Annotated in this window: 10 protein-coding genes; 1 reads left to right on the forward strand and 9 read right to left on the reverse strand. The window is 71.6% G+C overall.

Annotation, left to right across the window (positions count from 1 at the left end; translation table 11 throughout):
• Together ACFYO2_RS19850 and ACFYO2_RS19855 are read right to left on the reverse strand one after the other, a co-directional pair.
• Positions 1-1,049: maltotransferase domain-containing protein (locus ACFYO2_RS19850; RefSeq protein WP_388350418.1), on the reverse strand; the 1,049-nt coding region annotated here is incomplete at its 3' end.
• A gap of 212 nt (positions 1,050-1,261) precedes the next feature.
• Positions 1,262-2,461, reverse strand: coding sequence for a S8 family peptidase (locus ACFYO2_RS19855; RefSeq protein ID WP_388350421.1), 1,200 nt, complete (start codon positions 2,459-2,461; stop codon positions 1,262-1,264).
• Positions 2,462-2,749: 288 nt separating this feature from the next.
• On the opposite strand from ACFYO2_RS19855, the gene ACFYO2_RS19860 reads away from it, so the two are divergent.
• Complete coding sequence (locus ACFYO2_RS19860) at positions 2,750-5,365, forward strand: glycosyltransferase family 1 protein (protein WP_388350424.1); 2,616 nt, start codon at positions 2,750-2,752, stop codon at positions 5,363-5,365.
• A gap of 64 nt (positions 5,366-5,429) precedes the next feature.
• Here the strand turns inward: ACFYO2_RS19860 and ACFYO2_RS19865 are convergent, their stop codons facing one another.
• The 7 genes from ACFYO2_RS19865 to ACFYO2_RS19895 form a co-directional block, all read right to left on the reverse strand.
• Entirely contained in the window at positions 5,430-5,939 is a 510-nt protein-coding gene (locus ACFYO2_RS19865; protein WP_388351265.1) for a DUF1990 family protein, read from the reverse strand.
• 76 nt (positions 5,940-6,015) lie between these two features.
• On the reverse strand, positions 6,016-7,683 hold the full coding sequence (locus ACFYO2_RS19870) for a M4 family metallopeptidase (protein WP_388350427.1): 1,668 nt from the start codon (positions 7,681-7,683) through the stop codon (positions 6,016-6,018).
• 210 nt (positions 7,684-7,893) lie between these two features.
• On the reverse strand, positions 7,894-9,957 hold the full coding sequence (locus tag ACFYO2_RS19875) for a M4 family metallopeptidase (protein ID WP_388350430.1): 2,064 nt from the start codon (positions 9,955-9,957) through the stop codon (positions 7,894-7,896).
• 292 nt (positions 9,958-10,249) lie between these two features.
• The gene (locus ACFYO2_RS19880) at positions 10,250-12,022 is read right to left on the reverse strand and encodes an ABC transporter ATP-binding protein (RefSeq protein WP_388350433.1); all 1,773 of its coding nucleotides are present in this window, start codon (positions 12,020-12,022) and stop codon (positions 10,250-10,252) included.
• Positions 12,019-13,776 (reverse strand): ABC transporter ATP-binding protein, encoded by a 1,758-nt coding sequence (locus tag ACFYO2_RS19885; RefSeq protein WP_388350436.1) that lies wholly within the window; start codon positions 13,774-13,776, stop codon positions 12,019-12,021. The genes ACFYO2_RS19880 and ACFYO2_RS19885 overlap by 4 nt, the downstream gene beginning before the upstream one ends.
• Before the next feature lie 55 nt (positions 13,777-13,831).
• Positions 13,832-15,694, reverse strand: coding sequence for an ABC transporter ATP-binding protein (locus ACFYO2_RS19890; protein ID WP_388350439.1), 1,863 nt, complete (start codon positions 15,692-15,694; stop codon positions 13,832-13,834).
• Positions 15,691-17,607 carry an ABC transporter ATP-binding protein gene (locus ACFYO2_RS19895; protein WP_388350442.1) on the reverse strand — a complete coding sequence of 639 codons (1,917 nt, stop codon included), beginning with the start codon at positions 17,605-17,607 and terminating at the stop codon, positions 15,691-15,693. Before ACFYO2_RS19895 ends, ACFYO2_RS19890 begins: the two co-directional genes overlap by 4 nt.
• Between the last annotated feature and the right edge of the window lie 169 nt (positions 17,608-17,776).

Below are 17,776 nucleotides of genomic sequence, written 5' to 3' on the forward strand. Positions count from 1 at the left end.
GAGCACTGCAGCGCGAAGTCCAGGGCGATCTCCATCCCCAGCCCCTGTGCCTGCCGCACGAACCAGTCGAAGTCCTCGATCGTGCCCAGGTCCGGGTGCACCGCGTCGTGGCCGCCCTCCGGGGAGCCGATCGCCCAGGGCACGCCGACGTCCTCCGGCCCGGGCGAGAGGCTGTTGTTGCGGCCCTTGCGGAAGGTCTGCCCGATCGGGTGGACCGGCGGCAGATACACCACGTCGAAGCCCATCGCGGCGATCGCCGGAAGGCGGCGGGCCGCGGTGCGGAACGTGCCGTGCGGTTGCTCGGACGTGCCCTCCGAACGCGGGAAGAACTCGTACCACGAGCCGTACAGCGCCCGCTCCCGCTCCACCAGCAGCGGCAGCGTCCGCGACGCCGTCACCAGCTCCCGCAGCGGATACCGGGCCAGGACCGCGTCCACCTCCGGCGTCAACGCGGCAGCCAACCGCGTCGCCGCCGGGCGGGTCTCGTCGCGCAGGGCGGCGACGGCGGCGCGCAGGACCTGCCGTTTGCCCTTCTTGGGGATGTCGGCGGCGGCCCGCTCGTACAGCCGGGCGCCCTCCTCCAGCACCAGTTCCGTGTCCATGCCCGCGGGGATCTTGATCTGGGCGTGGTGCCGCCAGGTGGTGACGGGATCGCCCCACGCCTCGACGGTGTACGTCCAGCGGCCGGGCGCGTCCGCGCTGACGGTGGCGTCCCAGCGGTCGGTGCCGGGTGCCAGTTCGCGCATCGGCGTCCAGGGGCCCAGGCGGCCTTCCGGATCCGTCAGGACGACGTTGGCGGCGACCGCGTCGTGCCCCTCGCGGAAGACGGTGGCCGAGATCTCGAAGGTCTCGCCGGTGACGGCCTTGGCGGGCCTTCGTCCGTGCTGGACGACCGGGCGGACGTCGAGGACGGGTATGCGTCCGACGGCCGTGGCGGTGTCGCCCGCGGAGGGTGGCTCCGGGGCCGGCGGACCGTCGTCGACCGGGCGCACGGGTACTTCTTCGGTGCTCGGTGTCAGGGGTGCTGACGAGTGGTGCGTGGCGGGCATGACCGCTCCTGTCCGCGTCAACGTGGGTGGGCGGATGGATGTGGGGAGGTGGGTCCTGCGTGGTGTCCCTGTTCATGAGGGGCGTACCGGGGGAGCCTTCCCACCCTATTCGGGTGAGCAATCCGGCACTTTGTTAACTACTCACGCGTATGTCTTCACATAAGACCGGCCCCGTTCTGGCCGAACGGGGCCGGTGCGGGAGTCGGTCCCGGTCAGCGCGGTACCCGCAGAAGCTTGTCCGGCGATCCAAGGCCTCGGCCGGAGATTTTCCCGGATTCCGCCATGTCGACAAGCGCCTTGCCGACCTGCGCCGGAGTGGCCTTCCGGTGGTCCGCGAGATAGAGCGCGGCCGTGCCCGCCGCGTGCGGCGACGCCATCGACGTACCGGAGGAGGTGGCCGAGGCGGTGTCGCCCGCGGTCGATGCCGACGTGATCGACACACCGGGAGCGAACAGGTCGAGGGCCGAGCCGTGGTTGGAGAAGCTGGCCCTGGCGTCCGACTTGTCGGTCGCGCCGACCGTGATCGCCTGCCGTACGCCCGCGGGGGAGTAGAGGGAGGCGGGCAGGCCGTCGTTGCCCGCGGCAACCGTGTATGTCACGCCGGACGCGATGGAGTTGCGTACGGCGGCGTCCAGCTGGGCGTTGTGGTATCCGCCCAGGCTGAGGTTGGCGACCGCGGGTTTCTTCGCGTTCCTGGTGACCCAGTCGATGCCGGCGATGACCCGGGCGGTGGTGCCCGCGCCCGCGTTGTCGAGGACGCGTACGGCGACGACCTTGGCCTTCTTGGCGACGCCGTACCTGGTCCCGGCGACGGTGCCGGCGACATGGGTGCCGTGGCCGTTGCCGTCGCCGGCGCTCCTGTCGCCGCCGACGAAGTCCCAGCCGTAGCTCGCCCGGCCGCCGAAGTCCTTGTGGCCGATCCGGATGCCGGTGTCGATCACGTAGACCGTGACGCCCGCCCCCGCGGACTCCGGCCAGGTGTAGCTCTTGTTCAGCGGCAGGTTCGCCTGGTCGATGCGGTCCAGGCCCCAGGACGGCGGGTTCTTCTGGACGTGGTCCAGGGTCACCCGGGTGTCCTGGACGACCGAGGCGACGTGCGGGTCGGCCGCGAGGAGCTCGGCCTGTCTCTCGTCGGCCCTGATGGCGTAGCCGTTCAACACCGTGCCGTACGTATGGCTGATTTTCGCCCCGTATTTCTCGGCTATGCCCTTTCCGGCCGCCGACGGGGCCTTCGTTCCCCCCTCGAGTGTCACCAGGTAACTTCCGCCGACGGAACCGGGTTGTCCGGCGCCGAGTATCCGCCCCTCCGGTACGGCGTGCGCGGGCAGGGTGATGGCCGAAAGCGCCGCGGCACAGGTCACCGCGGTCAGGCCCCCCGCCACGCGCAGACGCCGTGTTCGCGTCCGTGCCATGGCTCTGTACCCCCTCTTCAACACGGCGTACGACAGCCGGGGTCACCGCGTGCGCGGCTTCTCGGGCCGGTACGCCACTTGGCAGCCTGTCGTGCGGTGTGAAGTACGACAAGAGCGCCTACGGTGGCGGAATCGGCCAAATCGGGTCAGTGGTCATCCGGTGCGGCCGGAAACGCGGCCCACAAGAACGCGCCGTGGTTACGGAGGCCCCGTGCCCTATACCTTCGAAGCTGCCGACGGGCGCACACCGCCGTGCGTCCTCTTCCTCACGCCCGCTTGAGGTGGAATGTGAAGGCGATCCGTCGATTCACCGTCCGACCCGTGCTCCCCGAACCCCTCCGGCCGCTCAGCGACCTCGCGCGCAATCTGCGCTGGTCCTGGCATGCGGAGACCCGCGATCTCTTCCAGTCCGTCGATCCCGAGCGCTGGACCGCCTCGGGCGGTGACCCCGTACGGCTGCTCGGCAGTGTGCGGCCCGAGCGGCTCACCGAACTCGCCGATGACCGCCGCTTCCTGCGCAGGCTCACCGCGGCCGCCGACGACCTGAACGACTATGTGACCGGCGCCCGCTGGTACCAGACACAGACGGCCGACCTGCCCGCCGCCGTCGCCTACTTCTCGCCCGAGTTCGGCGTCACGGCCGCCCTGCCCCAGTACTCCGGCGGCCTCGGCATCCTCGCCGGCGACCATCTGAAGGCGGCCAGCGACCTCGGCGTCCCGCTGATCGGCGTCGGGCTGCTCTACCGGCACGGCTACTTCCGCCAGTCCCTGTCCCGGGACGGCTGGCAGCAGGAGCACTATCCGGTGCTCGACCCCAACGAGCTGCCCGTCGCCCTGCTCAAGGAGCCCGACGGCACCCCGGCCCAGGTCTCCCTCGCCCTGCCCGGCGGCAAGCAGCTGCGCGCCCGGATCTGGCTGGCCCAGGTCGGCCGGGTCCCGCTGCTGATGCTCGACTCGGACATCGAGGAGAACGCCCTCGGCGAACGCGGGGTGACCGACCGGCTCTACGGCGGCGGCAGCGAGCACCGGCTGCTCCAGGAGATGCTGCTCGGCATAGGAGGAGTCAGGGCCGTACGGACGTACTGCCGGCTCACCGGCCACGCCGAACCCGAGGTGTTCCACACCAACGAGGGGCACGCGGGCTTCCTCGGCCTGGAACGGATCGCCGAACTGTGCGCGCGGGGGCTGGACTTCGACTCCGCTCTCGAAGCGGTCCGGGCCGGGACCGTCTTCACCACGCACACCCCCGTCCCGGCCGGCATAGACCGCTTCGACCGCGAGCTGGTGGCCCACCACTTCGGCCCCGACGCCGAACTCCCGGGCATCGACGTCGGCCGCGTCCTGCAACTGGGCATGGAGACCTACCCCGGCGGCGAACCCAACCTCTTCAACATGGCCGTGATGGGCCTGCGCCTCGCCCAGCGCGCCAACGGCGTCTCCCTGCTGCACGGCAGGGTCAGCCGGGAGATGTTCGCCGGACTCTGGCCGGGATTCGACGCCGAGGAAGTGCCGATCACCTCCGTGACCAACGGGGTGCACGCCCCGACCTGGGTCGCCCCGGAGGTCTTCAGGCTCGGCGCCCGGCAGATCGGCGCGCAGCGCACCGAGGACGCCATGACCGTCGGCGGCTCGGAGCGCTGGGACGCGGTCGCGGACATCGCCGACCAGGACATCTGGGAGCTGCGGCGCAACCTGCGCGAGCAGCTGGTGACCGAGGTGCGGGAGCGGCTGCGCGCCTCCTGGCGGCAACGCGGGGCCGGCACGGCCGAGCTGGGCTGGATCGACGGCGTGCTCGACCCGGACGTCCTCACCATCGGGTTCGCGCGGCGCGTCCCGTCGTACAAGCGCCTGACGCTGATGCTGCGCGACCGGGACCGGCTGATGGACCTGCTGCTGCACCCGGAGCGGCCGATCCAGATCGTGGTCGCGGGCAAGGCGCACCCGGCGGACGACGGCGGTAAGCGGCTGGTGCAGGAGCTGGTGCGGTTCGCGGACGATCCGCGGGTGCGCCACCGGATCGTGTTCCTGCCGGACTACGGCATGGCCATGGCGCAGAAGCTCTATCCCGGCTGCGACATCTGGCTGAACAACCCGCTGAGGCCGCTGGAGGCGTGCGGGACCAGCGGTATGAAGGCCGCGCTCAACGGCTGTCTCAACCTCTCCGTGCTGGACGGTTGGTGGGACGAGTGGTTCCAGCCCGACTTCGGCTGGTCGATCCCCACCGCCGACGGCGTGGACACCGACGACCGGCGCGACGACCTAGAGGCCGCCGCGCTCTACGACCTGCTCGAACAGCGGGTCACCCCGCGCTTCTACGAGCGCGGGCAGGGCGGGCTGCCCGACCGCTGGATCGAGATGGTCCGCCAGACCCTCACCCTGCTCGGCCCGAAGGTGCTGGCCGGGCGCATGGTCCGCGAGTACGTGGAGCGGCTCTACGCCCCGGCCGCCCACGCCCACCGCACGATGGCCCCCGACGCCGCCCGCGAACTGGCGGAGTGGAAGTCACGGCTGCGCTCCGCCTGGCACGGGGTGACCGTCGACCACGTCGAGACGACCGCCGCCACGACCACCGCCGAACTCGGCACGACCCTCGGCCTGAGGGTGCGCGTCGCCCTCGGCGGGCTCGCCCCCGAGGACGTCGAGGTCCAGGCGGTCTCCGGCCGGGTCGACGAGGAGGATCGCATCACCGACGCCACCACCGTCCCGCTGAAACCGGCGGGCGGCTCGGATCCGGAGGGGCGGTGGGTGTACGAGGGTCCGCTGTCCCTGGACCGCACCGGGCCGTACGGCTACACGGTCCGCATTCTCCCCGCGCACCCACTGCTGGCTTCCGCGGCGGAGCTGGGGCTCGTGGCGCTGCCGTCGGAGGAGGTGGTGGAGGCGGCCGGGGTGCTGATGCGGTGAGGCGGCCCGGGCGGCGGGGGTGCTGATGAGGTGAGGCGGCGGGGGCTGTGCCGCGTGGGTCGGATCAGATCTTCTCGACCGGCGCGCACAGCCGCCGCAGCACCGCCCCGCACCGGCGGGCGTACACGTGCTGGAACCCCCGGTTCGCCGGGCCGCCCGCGCGGGCGTACCACTTGGCGCCCCGGCTGAACGCGGAGATGGTCAGCCAGACCGTGCCGTCGCCGGTGCGGTCCACGACGAAGGACTCCTCGCCGCACTCCGGGTGCCCGGTCAGCGTGCCGTACGCCCAGCCGGCGCGGCGGGGTTCCTCGACCGTCCAGACCACGCGGCATGGGGCCTTGATCAGTCCGGCGAGGGTGACGGTGACGTCGACGTCGGGGGCGGCGCGGTCCGCGCTCGCGTCGACGCCGACGCCCAGCTCGCGGTGCATCTCCCAGGTCAGGACCGCCTCGGAGGCTCTGCGGAAGACCTCCTCGCCCTCGCCGATGCGGGCGCGCACGTGCAGGGGGTGGAAGCCGGGCGGGCAGAAGCCGTCCTGGCGGGTGGCGCCGACGTCGTCGTACGTGAAGTCCATCAAGGGCATGGCAACCAAGAGTAGGGCGGCACCCGGGTATGCCTTCGTCCCGGGTGCCGCCCGTCAGTCCCATGGACTAGCTGACGTTGACCGCCGACCAGGCCGCCGCCACCGCCTTGTACTCGGTGCTGGTGGAGCCGTACAGGGCCGACGCCGCACTCAGGGTGCCGGTGCGGGCGCCCGCGTACGTGGTGGTCGACGTGAAGTACTCGGTCAGCGCCTTGTACCAGATCTGGACGGCCTTGGCGCGTCCGATGCCGGTGACGGTGGAGCCGTTGGACGTCGGGGAGTTGTAGGCGACCCCGTTGATGGTCTTGCTGCCGCTGCCCTCGCTGAGCAGGTAGAAGAAGTGGTTCGCCGGGCCGGACGAGTAGTGGACGTCCAGGTTCTTCAGCGTCGACGACCAGTAGTTGGCCGAACCGCCGTCCTTGCTGGGCTGGTCCATGTAGCGCAGCGGGCTGCCGTCGCCGTTGATGTCGATCTCCTCGCCGATGAGGTAGTCACCGACGTCGTTGGAGTTGGCCGCGTAGAACTCGACCGCCGTGCCGAAGATGTCGGACGTGGCCTCGTTCAGGCCGCCGGACTCGCCCGAGTAGTTCAGGCCCGCCGTGTTCGACGTGACGCCGTGCGTCATCTCGTGGCCGGCCACGTCCAGCGAGGTGAGCGGGTGGGTGTTGCTCTCGCCGTCGCCGTACGTCATGCAGAAGCAGCTGTCGTCCCAGAACGCGTTCACGTAGGCGTTGCCGTAGTGGACGCGGGAGTAGGCGGCCTTCCCGTCGTTCTTGATGCCGCTGCGGCCGAAGGTGCTCTTGTAGAAGTCCCAGGTCGTCTGCGCGCCGTAGGCGGCGTCGACGGCCGCGGTCTGGTCGGTGGTCGAGCTGGACGCGGCGCCGGTGCCCCAGGTGTCGTCGGCGTCGGTGAACAGGGTGCCCGCCGAGGAGCTGGTGCCGTGCGCCTTGTTGTACGTCTTGTGGCCGCCGCGCGAGGTGTCGTACAGCTGGTACGTCGAGCCCGACAGGTAGGTGCCGAGGGTGACGCTGCCGGAGTAGAGGCTCTTGCCGGTGCCGGTCTCGATGCCCTGGTACTCGTAGAGCTTCTTGCCGGTGGCGGCGTCGGTGATGACGTGCAGCTGGTTGGGGGTGCCGTCCTCCTGGAGGCCGCCGACGACCGTCTCGTAGGCGAGGGTCGGCTTGCTGCCGTTGCCCGCCCAGATCACCTTGCGGGGCGCCGCGTCGGCCTCGGTCTTCTCCGAGCCGGCCGACTCGGCGGCGGTCAGGGCCTGCTTCTCCGCCTTGGTCGCGGCGATCGCGGGCTTGAGCGAGGCGACCTTGATGGTGGTCTTCGTCGCCTTGGTGACGCCCTGGGTGGTGCCGGCCTTCGACTCGTGGACGACCAGGTCGCCGCCGAGGACGGGCAGGCCCGCGTAGGTGCGCTCGTAGCGGGTGTGCAGCGTGCCGTCGGCGTCCTTGACGACGTCTCTGACGACCAGCTTCTCCTTGGCGCCGAGGCCTATCTCCTGGGCGGTGCCGGCCGCGGTGTCCTGCTGCTGCTGGATGAGCGCGGTGCGGGCGGCCGGGGCGAGCGTGGTGGGGGCCGCGAGCGGCTTCGCGCTGCCGGTGCTGTCCGCCGGGGTCTGGGCCGAGGCGGTGACGGCGGTCAGCCCGGTGGTGAGCAGGGCTCCGGCGGCGACGGTGGTGGCGATGGCCAGGGTCGTGCGGCGGTGACGCGCGTAGACGGAGGACACACAAGCTCCTTCGGTGGGGGGCTGCTGGGAAGTTGTGCGGCGGTTGGGGGAAGAGTGGCATCAGTGCCGCGTACATGTCATGCCTCCACGTGATGTTGGCCGAAAGTCACTGGCCGGTAAATGTTTCAGGGATGTGAACGAGGGCGCCGCCCCGGGGAGTTGAACCACCGGGGCGGCGCCCCGTCTTCGGGCCCTCAGGGGGTGCGGGGCCTACGGGAAGGTGAGCTTCCAGGAGTTGATGTAGCCGGTGTCCTGGGCCGCGTTGTCCTGAACCCTCAACTGCCAGGTCCCGTTGGCGACTTCGGAGGAGGCGTTCACCGTGTACGTGGTGTTGATGTTGTCCGCGCTGCCACCGGTGCCGTACGCCTTCAGCGTGTACGCCGTGCCGTCGGGGGCGATCAGCTGCACCCGGAGGTCACCGATGTAGGTGTGGACGATGTCGACCGCCACCGCGAGGTTCGACGGCGCGTTGCCCGTCCGCCCGGACACGGTGATCGACGAGTTGACCGCCGCCCCGTTGTCCGGAATCGATACGTCGGTCGCGTTCTCGAAGGAGGTGCCGCCACCCCCGCCACCGCCGCCGTCGGAGCGCGCGCCGACCGCGACGCCCGCCCAGGCGTCCTGCACGGCCTTGTACTCGGCGCTCGTCGTGCCGTACAGCTCACCCGTCGCCGCGAGGGTGCCGGTGCGGGCCGCCGCGTAGTTGGTGGTCGAGGTGAACTTCGTGGTCAGCGCGCGGAACCAGATCTTCTCCGCCTTGTCGCGGCCGATACCGGTGACCGCGAGGCCGTCCGCGGTGGGCGAGTTGTAGGTGACCCCGTTGATGGTCTTGGTGCCGCTGCCCTCGCTCAGCAGGTAGAAGAAGTGGTTCGCGGGGCCCGAGGAGTAGTGCACGTCGATCGAGCCGATGCCGGAGTACCAGCTGTCCTTGGACGCCCCGTCCTGGCTGGGCTTGTCCATGTAACGCAGCGGCGTGCCGTCGCCGTTGATGTCGATCTCCTCGCCGATGAGGTAGTCACCGACGTCGGAGGAGTTGTTGGCGTAGAACTCCACGGTCGAGCCGAAGATGTCGGAGGTCGCCTCGTTCAGACCGCCGGACTCGCCGCTGTAGTTGAGGCCCGCCGTGTTGGAGGTGAGCCCGTGGGTCATCTCGTGCGCGGCCACGTCGATCGACGTCAGCGGGTTGGTGTTGCCCGAGCCGTCGCCGTACGTCATGCAGAAGCAGCTGTCGTCCCAGAACGCGTTGACGTACGCGTTGCCGTAGTGGACCCGGGAGTAGGCGCCCACGCCGTCACCGCGGATGCCGCTGCGGCCGTGCACGTTCTTGTAGTAGTCCCAGGTCAGCGCCGCCCCGTAATGCGCGTCGGCGGCGGCCGACTCCAGGTTCGACGCGCTGCCGTTGCCCCAGATGTCGTCCGGGCCGGAGAACAGCGTGCCGGTGCCGGAGGTGCCGCGGTTGAGGTTGTACGTCTTGTGGCCGCCGCGGGCACCGTCGGTGAGGTTGAACGTCGACCCGGACTGCGTGGTGCCGAGGGTGACCGTGCCGCTGTACACCGTGTTTCCGGTGCCGGTCTCGATGGCCTCCCACTCGTACAGCTTCGCGCCGGTCGCCGCGTCCGTGACGACGTGCAGCTCCTGCGGGGTGCCGTCGTGCTGGAAGCCGCCCACGACCGTCTCGTACGCCAGGGTCGGCTTGCCGTCGGCCGCCCAGATCACCTTGCGCGGGGCGCGGTTGACGTCGGGGCTCTTGGCCTTCTCCGCCTCGGCGGCCTTCAGGGCCTGCGTCTCGGCCTTGGCCGCGGGCAGCTTGGCCGTGGTCGTGGCCGGCTTGATGGCGGCGCGGGTGGCCTTGACCACGGCCTCGGTCGCGTCGGCCTTCGTGCTGTCCACGACCAGGTCGCCGCCGAGGACGGGCAGGCCGTCGTAGGTGCGCTCGTAGCGGGTGTGGACCGTGCCGTCGCCGTCCTTGAGGACGTCACGGACGACCAGCTTCTCCTTGGCGCCCAGGCCGAGTTCCTCGGCGGTCTGCGCCTTGGCGGACTCGGCTGTGCGGAGCAGCTCGGCGCGCTGGGCGGGGGTCAGCTTGACCGTCTCCGAGCCCGGTATGACCTTGCCGGCGGCCGACGGTGCCTTGTGAGGAGCTGCGGTGGCGGCGCCCGACTGGACGGCCGCGGCGATCAGGGCGGATACGCCGACGAGGGCCACTGCGGCGACCCTGCGCTGGTTGGTGACGCGGGTGTGGGAGGTGCGTCTGTGGGAGGAACTGTCTCTCAACACTGACTCCTTCTGCGTGGCCGCGGGTCGCGCGGCCAGGGGAGACCGGTCGGCGGGTGGGCCGTCCGGGCAGAGCAGGGCGGTGCGCGAAACCACGTCCGCCGCGTCACACGGGTGTGCTGTGGGGTTGCTGTGTGAAGCGGCCGTGGGAAGAGTCGCAGGAGATGACGGTTTCTGTCAGGAGCGCGTCAGAAAGTTGGCCGGAAATCGTTCGTTGCCCGGTTGTTCATGTTCGTTATGCGGACCGTTTGCCACCGCGCGGACTACTGACTGGACCACGGGCCGTTCGCCCCTACGCGGACTGCGGCCGGTCCCCGTGCCACGACCCCCACAGCGCCGCGTACGCCCCGTCCGCCGCCACCAGCTCGTCGTGCGTGCCGAGTTCGGTCAGCAGGCCGTCCTCCATCACCGCCACGCGGTCCGCGTCGTGGGCGGTGTGCAGGCGGTGAGCGATGGCGATGACGGTGCGGCCCTCGAGCACGGCGGCCAGGGCGCGTTCGGTGTGGCGGGCGGTGGTCGGGTCGAGCAGCGCCGTGGCCTCGTCGAGAATCAGGGTGTGCGGGTCGGCCAGGACGACCCGGGCGAGGGCGAGTTGCTGTGCCTGGGAGCCGTCCGTACGGCAACCCCCCTCGCCCAGCGTGGCGTTGAGGCCGTCAGGCAGTTCCCGTACCCAGGCGCCCGCGCCGACCGCCTCCAGCGCGGCCCACAGGTCGTCGTCCGTCGCCGCGGGTTCGGCGAGCAGGAGGTTGTCGCGGACCGTGCCGAGGAAGACGTGGTGTTCCTGGGTGACCAGGACGACCTGGCGGCGCAGCTGTTCGGGGCCGAGGCCGACGACGGACACCCCGCCGACCGTCACCGTGCCGGTGCTGGGCGCGTCCACGCCCGCCAGCAGCCGGCTCAGGGTCGTCTTGCCGGCGCCGGAGGGCCCGACGACCGCGAGCCGTTCCCCGGGGCGCACGGTCAGGTCCACGCCACGCAGTACCTCGCCGCCCCGGTCGTAGGCGTAGCGCACGCCGGTCACCTCGATCAGGTCGTCCGCCGGGACGGGGGCGTCGGCCGCGTCGGCGCGCGGGGCCCGGGCCAGCCCCTCCACGCGGGCGAACGAGGCGCCGCTGCTCTGCAGTTGCTCCACCCGGACCAGGATCTGGTCGAGGGGCTCGCTCATCTGCCGCAGATACAGCGCCGCCGCCACCACCGCGCCCAGGCTCATCACGCCGTCCGCGTGCAGCATCCCGCCGATCACCAGCACCCCGGCCACGGGGATCAGGTACGACACCTCCACCGCCGGGAAGAACACGGTGCGCAGGTAGAGGGTGTGGAAGCGGGTGCGGCGGGACGTTTCGAGGGCCTCCCGGCTCGCCCTGATCCGCCGCTCCTCCAGGCGCAGGGCCTCGACCGTTCGCGCACCCGACGCCGTCGCCGCGACGATCTCGGCGACCTCGGAGACGGCCGCGCCCTCGGCCAGATAACCGTCCCGCGCCCGGCGCAGATACCAGCGCAGGGCGAACCAGATCGGCGTCAGGCCCAGCACGCCGACCGCTCCGAGCAGCGGGTCGATGACGAACACAGCGACCAGCGCGAACAGGAACTGCACGCCGTTGATGAGCAGTTCGGGACCGGCGTCGCGCAGCGTGGTGCCCACGGTGGCCACATCGGCCGTGCCGCGCGCCGTCAGGTCGCCGGTGCCGGCCCGTTCCACCACCGACGCGGGCAGCGCCAGCGTCCGGTCCACGAACTCCTCGCGCACCCGCGCCAGCGTCCGCTCCCCGAACCGGTGCCCGACGTACCGTGCCCACCGGGCCAGCAGCAACTCCGCCACCGCGCACAGCAGGAGGGCCAGCGCCAGCCGGTCCACGGCCGACACCCCGCCCCCGCCCCGCACGTCGTCGATGATCCGCCCCAGTAGCCACGGCCCGGCCAGCCCCGCGACGGCGGCCAGCGCGTTCAGCGCGAGGGTCGCCGTGAAGGCTCGCCGGTCGGCCTTCACCAGCCGCACGGAGGCCCGCCGCACGTCGGCGGGTTCGGCGACGGGCAGTTGTCCGGAAGAGGTCGTCGAGCCGGTCACCGTACGGCCTCCTCGGTGTCTGTGACGTCAGCTGCGTCTGTGAGATCGGCGGTGTCCGTGAGGTCGGCGTCCCGCGCCACCAGTGCCCGGTATCCCGGCTCGCGGAGCAGCAGTTCGCGATGGCTGCCGGTGGCCGCGACCTTGCCGTCGACCAGGTGCAGCACGGTGTCCGCGCGGTCCAGCACCAGCGGGGAGGTGGTGGTGACGACCGTCGTACGGCCCTCGCGCGCGGCCCGCAGCCGCTCGGCCACCCGCGCCTCGGTGTGGGCGTCCAGCGCCGAGGTGGGCTCGACGGCGAGCAGCACCTCGGGGTCGGCGAGCAGCGCCCGCACCAGCCGCACGCGCTGACGCTGGCCGCCGGAGAGGTTGCGGCCCTGCGCGTCGATCGCCGAGTCCAGCCCGTCCGGCAGGCCCTGCACGATGTCCTCGGCGACGGCCGTGTGCACGGCCCGCGCGATGCGCTCCTCGTCGCCATCGTCGTCGCCGCCGACGAGCTCGCGCAGGGTGCCCGCGAACAGGTCGGCCTCGTGGTCGGCGACCAGGATCCGCTGCCTGACCTGTGCCAGCGCGATCTCGTCGAGCGGCACCCCGCCCCAGGTCACCGCCGACGGGACGTACCGGCCGAGGCGGTCGAGCACGGCCGAGGTGTCGGCCGGGCGGGCGCAGGCCAGCGCGGTCAGCCGCCCCGGCAGCACCCGCACGCCCGACTCGGGGTCGTGCAGTGCCGAGGGTTCCGCGGGGGCGTCCCGGGTGCCGGTGTCCGCCATCGGCTCCAGACGCAGGAACCGTACGACCCGGCGGGCCGCCACCAGACCACGGCTGATCTGGTAGCCGCACTCCACCCAGAACGCCACCGGCCCCACCAGGACCGCCACATAGCCGTACACCGACACCAACTCGCCGACGGTGATGTCCCCGCGTGCGGCGAGCCGGGCCGCCAGCCAGGTCACGACGGCCATGAACAGCGTCGGCAGCCCCACCCCGAGCGCCTGCACCCAGCTGGTCACCGCCCCGACCCGGTAGCCCTGGGCCCGCAGCCGCTGCGAGTCCCGCTGGAAGGCGTCGGCGAACAGCCCCTTGCCGCCGAGCCCGTTGAGGACCCGCAGCCCGCCCGCGAGGTCGGCGATGCGGGCGGTGAGCACGCCCTGCCGCTCCCGGTACTCCGTCTCGGTGCCCTGGAGGCGGGTGAGCAGCGGCCCGACCAGCAGGACGATCACCGGGATCCCGAGCAGCACCACCACGGCGATCGTCGTCGAGACCGACAGCAGCAGCCCGGCGACCACCAGATAGGCGACGACCGCGCCGACCCCGGGTCCGACGACGGTCAGCGACTGGCTGATCGTCTGCACGTCGCCGACGCCGATCGTGACGACCTCCCCGGCCCCGGCCCGCCGGGACAGCGCGGCGCCCAGCCGGACCGCCTGCCCGACGACGACCTTGACCGTGCGGAAGTTGGCGTCCATCCGCACCCGGGTCATCGTGCGGTGCCGCATGATGCTCAGCCAGGCGTTGAACGCCCCCACCGCGAACAGCGCGACGCTCCAGCCGACCAGCGCGCCCATGTGGCCCGGCTCGAGACCGTCGTCGATCGCCCGGGACATCAGATACGGCGTCGCCGCCAGCAGCACCATCCAGGTACTGCCCAGCAGCGCCCCGGCGGCGGACCGGCCCGGCTGGCACCTCACCAGCCACCACAGATACCGGCCGCCGCCGCGACAGTCGGGCGTGCCGGGATCCTCGTACGCGTCGATCATCTCTCTCCGCTTCCTGCGCCGGACTGCCCCGCGCCAGTGCCGGACCGCCCCGCCCTTACGCCAGACTGTCCCGCCACGCCCTGTGCAGATCCGCGAAACGGCCCCTGCCCGCGATGAGTTGGTCCGGGCTGCCGTCCTCGACGATCCGCCCGTGCTCCATGACCAGCACCCGGTCCGCGATCTCCACGGTCGACAGCCGGTGCGCGATGACCACGGCCGTACGCCCCTTCAGCACCGTCGCCATCGCGCGCTGCACCGCCCGCTCGCCCGGGATGTCGAGCGAGCTGGTCGCCTCGTCGAGGATCAGCACGGCCGGGTCGGCGAGCAACGCGCGGGCGAAGGCGACGAGTTGGCGCTGTCCGGCGGAGATGCGGCCGCCCCGCTTGCGTACGTCCGTGTCGTAGCCGTCGGGCAGCGCGGTGACGAAGTCGTGGGCGCCGATCGCCTTCGCGGCCTCCTCGATCTCCTCACGGGTGGCGTCCGGACGCCCGATCGCGATGTTCTCGGCGACCGTGCCGGAGAACAGGAACGCCTCCTGCGTCACCATCACCACCCCGCGCCGCAGCTCGGGCACGGCCAGGTCGCGCAGGTCGACGCCGTCCAGCAGCACCCGGCCGTCGGAGGGGTCGTAGAAGCGGGCCAGCAGCTTGGCCAGGGTCGACTTGCCCGCGCCCGTCGAGCCGACGACCGCGACCGTCTGCCCGGCCGGCAGCGTCAGATCGAAGCGGGGCAGGACTTCGCCGCCGGTGCGGTAGGCGAAGCGGACCCCGTCGAAGACGACCTCGCGGCCGGGGTGCTCGGACTCGAGGGGCGGCAGCTGCCGGGGAGTCGCGGGCTCCGGCACCGACGGCGTCTGGGCGAGCAGTCCGGCGATCTTCTCCAGGGAGGCGGCCGCCGAGTGGTAGGAGTTCAGGAACATCCCGAGCCGGTCGATGGGGTCGTACAGCCGCCGCAGGTACAGCACCGCGGCCGCCAGCACCCCCAGCTCCAGCGAACCGTCCGCCACCCGGTGCGCGCCCCACAGCACGATCACCGCGACCGCCGTGTTGGCGACCAGCCGGGAGCAGACCACATAGCGGGCCATCTCGAGGAGCGCGTCGCCGTTGGTCCGCTCGTGCCGGGTGTTCAGCACCCGGAAGTCGGCGTCGTTGACCGCCTCGCGGCGGAACGCGCGCACCGGCCGGATGCCGTTCATCGTCTCGACGAACTTCACGATCACGGCCGCGATGGCCGTCGACCGCGCCCGGTACACCCGCCCCGCCCGCCGCCGGTAGCTCCGAATGAGCAGATACAGCGGCACGAACGACGCCACCGCCACCGCGCCGAGCCCCAGGTCGAGCCAGAGCAGCAGCGCCGAGATGTAGGCGAAGGACAGGACGACGCCGACCAGCTCCTGCAGGCCCTCGTTGAGCAGCTCGCGCAGCGACTCCACGTCCGTGGTGGAGCGCGAGATGAGCCGGCCCGAGGTGTAGCGCTCGTGGAAGTCGACGCTCAGCGCCTGCGCGTGGCGGAAGATTCGGCCGCGCAGGTCCAGCAGCACGTCCTGGTTGACGCGGGCCGCGGCGATCACGAACGTGGACTGCAGGGCGCCGGAGGCGAGCGCGCACAGCAGATAGCCGACGCCCACCGCGACGAGAGGGCCGTTGTCGTGCTCGCGGAACGCCGGAACGGCACTGTCGATGGCGTACGCCACCAGCAGCGGGCCCGCCTGCATCGCCGCCTGCTGTAACAGCAGCAGGAGCGTCGTGACGGCGACGCGGGCCTTCATCGGAGCGAGCAGGGAGCGCAGCAGGGTGGCGGTGGCGCCCGGGGGAGTGGGCAGGACGTCGCGGTCGAAGTCGTCGCCCCGCCGGGCGCTCTCGTCGGCGGACTGTTGCTCCTCGCCCGGTGCGGTGGTCGTGGTCGCCGGCGCCGTCATCGGGCTGCCTCCTCGGTCCCGGCCATCAGATGGGCGTACTCGGCGTTCGTGCGCAGCAGTTCCTGGTGGGTGCCGACGGCGGCGATCCGGCCGCCGGAGAGCAGGGCGACGCGGTCGGCGAGCAGGACGGTCGACGGGCGGTGCGCCACGATCAGACCCGTGGTCCGATCGAGGACGTCCCGCAGCGCGGCCTCGACGGCGGCCTCGGTGTGCACGTCCAGAGCGGACAGCGGATCGTCCAGCACCAGGAACCGGGGCCGGCCCACCACCGCTCTGGCCAGCGCGAGCCGCTGCCGCTGCCCGCCCGACAGACTGAGCCCCTGCTCGCCGACCTGCGTGTCCGTGCCCTGCGGCAAGGCGTACACGAAGTCGGCCTGCGCCACAGCCAGCGCCCGCTCCAACTCGTCCTGCCCCGCGGTGCCTTGAGCCCCCATGAGTACGTTGTCCCCCACACCGGCGGAGAAGAGCGTCGGCTCCTCGAAGGCGACGGCCACCTTCGAGCGCAGCTCCTCCCGCGACATGGCGGTGATGTCCTCACCATCCAGCGTGATCCGCCCGGACGTCACCTCGTGCAGACGCGGCACAAGCGCCGTGAGCGTGGTCTTGCCACTCCCGGTGGCGCCGACGAGCGCCATGGACTCACCGGGCCGGATGTGGAGATCTATGCGTTCGAGAAGGGGCGGCGAGTCGGCGGGAGCATCGGGATACCGGAACGAGACACCGTCGAAGCACAGTCCCTGAGCAGCCGACGCCGTCAGCCCGCGGGCAGTCGTGCCGCTGGGGCGATGGGGGTCCCCCCGCTCGAGCGAAGTCGAGGGTGGGCGAGGGTGGGCGCGGGCGGCACCCCGCAGCGCCGGGCTGCGCGACCCACCCCCCGACACCAGCCCCGCCCCAGCCGCACCCTCCGGCTCCGCGTCCATCACCTCGAAGTACCGCTCGGTGGCCGTAGCCGCCTCCTGGCTCATCGCCAGCAGAAACCCGATGGAGTCCACCGGCCACCGCAGCGCAAGTGCCGTCGACAAGAAGGCGACCAGAGTCCCGGCGGAAAGCGAACCATCCGCCACCTGCACGGCCCCCAGCACCAGCGCCACCCCGATCGCCACCTCCGGCAACGTCACGATGACGCCCCAGATCGTCGCCAGCAGCCCCGCCTTGCGCAGCTCCGTCCCCCGCAGCCGCCGCGACAGCTCCCGGAACGCCCGTTCCTGACTCCGGTGCCGTCCGAACCCCTTGATGATCCGGATGCCGAGCACGCTCTCCTCGACCACCGTCGTCAGATCGCCCACCTGGTCCTGCGCCCGCCGGGCCACCTCGGTGTACCGCGTCTCGAAGACCGCACACGTGACGATCACGGGGATCGCCGGACCGAGGATCACCAGCCCCAGTGACCAGTCCTGGATCAGCATGATGACCACGCCGATGACGATCGTCACACCGTTGACCAGCAGGAACGTCAGCGGAAAGGCGAGGAACATGCGCAGCAGCATCAGGTCGGTGGTGCCCCTGGACAGCAGCTGTCCCGACGCCCACCGGTCGTGGAAGGCCACCGGCAGCCGCTGGAGATGCCGGTACAGATCGGCCCGCATGCCCGCCTCCACCCCCGCGAGCGGCCGCGCCACCAGCCACCGCCGCAGCCCGAACAGCAGCGCCTCCGCGAGCCCGAGCAGCAGCAGGTACAAGGCCCCGAGCCACACCCCCGCGGAGTCCCCGTGGGCGACCGGCCCGTCCACCATCCACTTCAGCACAAGGGGAATCACCAGTCCCGCACACGAGGCGAGCACCGCGACGAACGCGGCGGTGAACAGCCGCACGCGCACGGGCCGGACGTACGGCCACAGCCGCAGCAGCGAGCGCACGGCCGACCGGTCGCCGGGTTTTTCGGGGTCCTTGGTGGTTACAGGTGTCGTCGCCATCAGCAGCGAGCCTACGGATCGGCACTGACATCGCCCACCGAGTTTTGGCCGTACCCGGATCGGCCGGTGGTCCTACGACCTGCGCGTTCGAGGGGTCGTACGACGAAGACGTGAGGAAGGCGTGACGAAGCCGTGGGGGTCCTACGGTGGCGTCGACCGATCGGCTGAT

It is taken from the genome of Streptomyces sp. NPDC006602, from assembly GCF_042870385.1.
Classification (GTDB): Bacteria; Actinomycetota; Actinomycetes; order Streptomycetales; family Streptomycetaceae; genus Streptomyces.